The following is a 1052-nucleotide window of genomic DNA, read 5'->3' on the forward strand; positions in this document are numbered from 1 at the left end:
CATTATGCTCCTGTAGCTCAGTCGGTAGAGCGTTTCCATGGTAAGGAAGAGGTCGCAGGTTCGATTCCTGTCGGGAGCACCTGAAGTAACCTTATGAAAATGGCCCGTTGGTGAAGCGGTTTAACACAGCAGCCTTTCACGCTGTCATACAGGGGTTCGAATCCCCTACGGGTCACCTAGAAAAATCCCTACATCTTGTAGGCGATTTGGAGGCTTAGCTCAGCTGGGAGAGCATCTGCCTTACAAGCAGAGGGTCGGCGGTTCGATCCCGTCAGCCTCCACCACTTATATTAATGGACAAGGAAGGTCAGCTAAAAGCGCCACGGCCTGTGGCAACACTGACACTCAGTCGTCCTGACTATCGCGGGATGGAGCAGCTCGGTAGCTCGTCGGGCTCATAACCCGAAGGTCGCAGGTTCAAATCCTGCTCCCGCAACCAAATTTTCTACTTGCTCTACGTCGAGTAATCTTCTTGATCAAGTAGGATCGGAGTGCCCAGTGGGTGCAACCAAATATGGAGCTGTGGTGAAGTTGGAGTTCACGCCGGTCTGTCACACCGGAGGTCGCGGGTTCGAGTCCCGTCAGCTCCGCCATCTTTCTTAACGAGATGGCATAGTTCATAAACATGAAAAAGGTTTAACGGAATAAAAAAACCTTGATTTTTCATGAAAGATATGCCATAATTAAAGATATGCCGGTATAGCTCAATTGGTAGAGCACCTGACTTGTAATCAGGGGGTTGTGGGTTCAAGTCCTATTGCCGGCACCATGAAATTGGGGAGATAGTGAAGTGGCTAAACACGGCAGACTGTAAATCTGCTCCCTCCGGGTTCGGCGGTTCGAATCCGTCTCTCCCCACCATTTTTCATGAGCCATTAGCTCAGTTGGTAGAGCATCTGACTTTTAATCAGAGGGTCGAAGGTTCGAGTCCTTCATGGCTCACCAGTTTTTATAAGCCCGAAAAGTGAAAGTCAGCTTGTCAACAGCACTGGCTACTTGGATGGGAATATGCGGTCGTGGCGGAATTGGCAGACGCGCTAGATTCAGGTTCT

8 tRNA genes are annotated in these 1052 nt (G+C 50.1%); all 8 read left to right on the plus strand.

Annotation, left to right across the window (positions count from 1 at the left end):
* The first annotated feature begins 6 nt into the window (after positions 1–6).
* The 8 genes from ACM6JA_RS19635 to ACM6JA_RS19670 all read left to right on the plus strand — a co-directional run bounded on the left by ACM6JA_RS19635 (position 7) and on the right by ACM6JA_RS19670 (position 945).
* Positions 7–79: transfer RNA gene (locus ACM6JA_RS19635), tRNA-Thr, on the plus strand.
* A gap of 22 nt (positions 80–101) precedes the next feature.
* Positions 102–175 (plus strand) — tRNA-Glu (locus ACM6JA_RS19640).
* A 33-nt stretch (positions 176–208) separates the two neighbouring features.
* Positions 209–284: transfer RNA gene (locus ACM6JA_RS19645), tRNA-Val, on the plus strand.
* Positions 285–362: 78 nt separating this feature from the next.
* Positions 363–439 (plus strand) — tRNA-Met (locus ACM6JA_RS19650).
* 77 nt (positions 440–516) lie between these two features.
* Positions 517–593 (plus strand) — tRNA-Asp (locus ACM6JA_RS19655).
* Between the two features lie 100 nt (positions 594–693).
* Positions 694–769, plus strand: a tRNA-Thr gene (locus ACM6JA_RS19660).
* Between the two features lie 7 nt (positions 770–776).
* Positions 777–861: transfer RNA gene (locus ACM6JA_RS19665), tRNA-Tyr, on the plus strand.
* 8 nt (positions 862–869) lie between these two features.
* Positions 870–945: transfer RNA gene (locus tag ACM6JA_RS19670), tRNA-Lys, on the plus strand.
* Positions 946–1052: the final 107 nt, after the last annotated feature.

It is taken from the genome of Brevibacillus sp. IT-7CA2, assembly GCF_949767855.1.
GTDB lineage: Bacteria > Bacillota > Bacilli > Brevibacillales > Brevibacillaceae > Brevibacillus.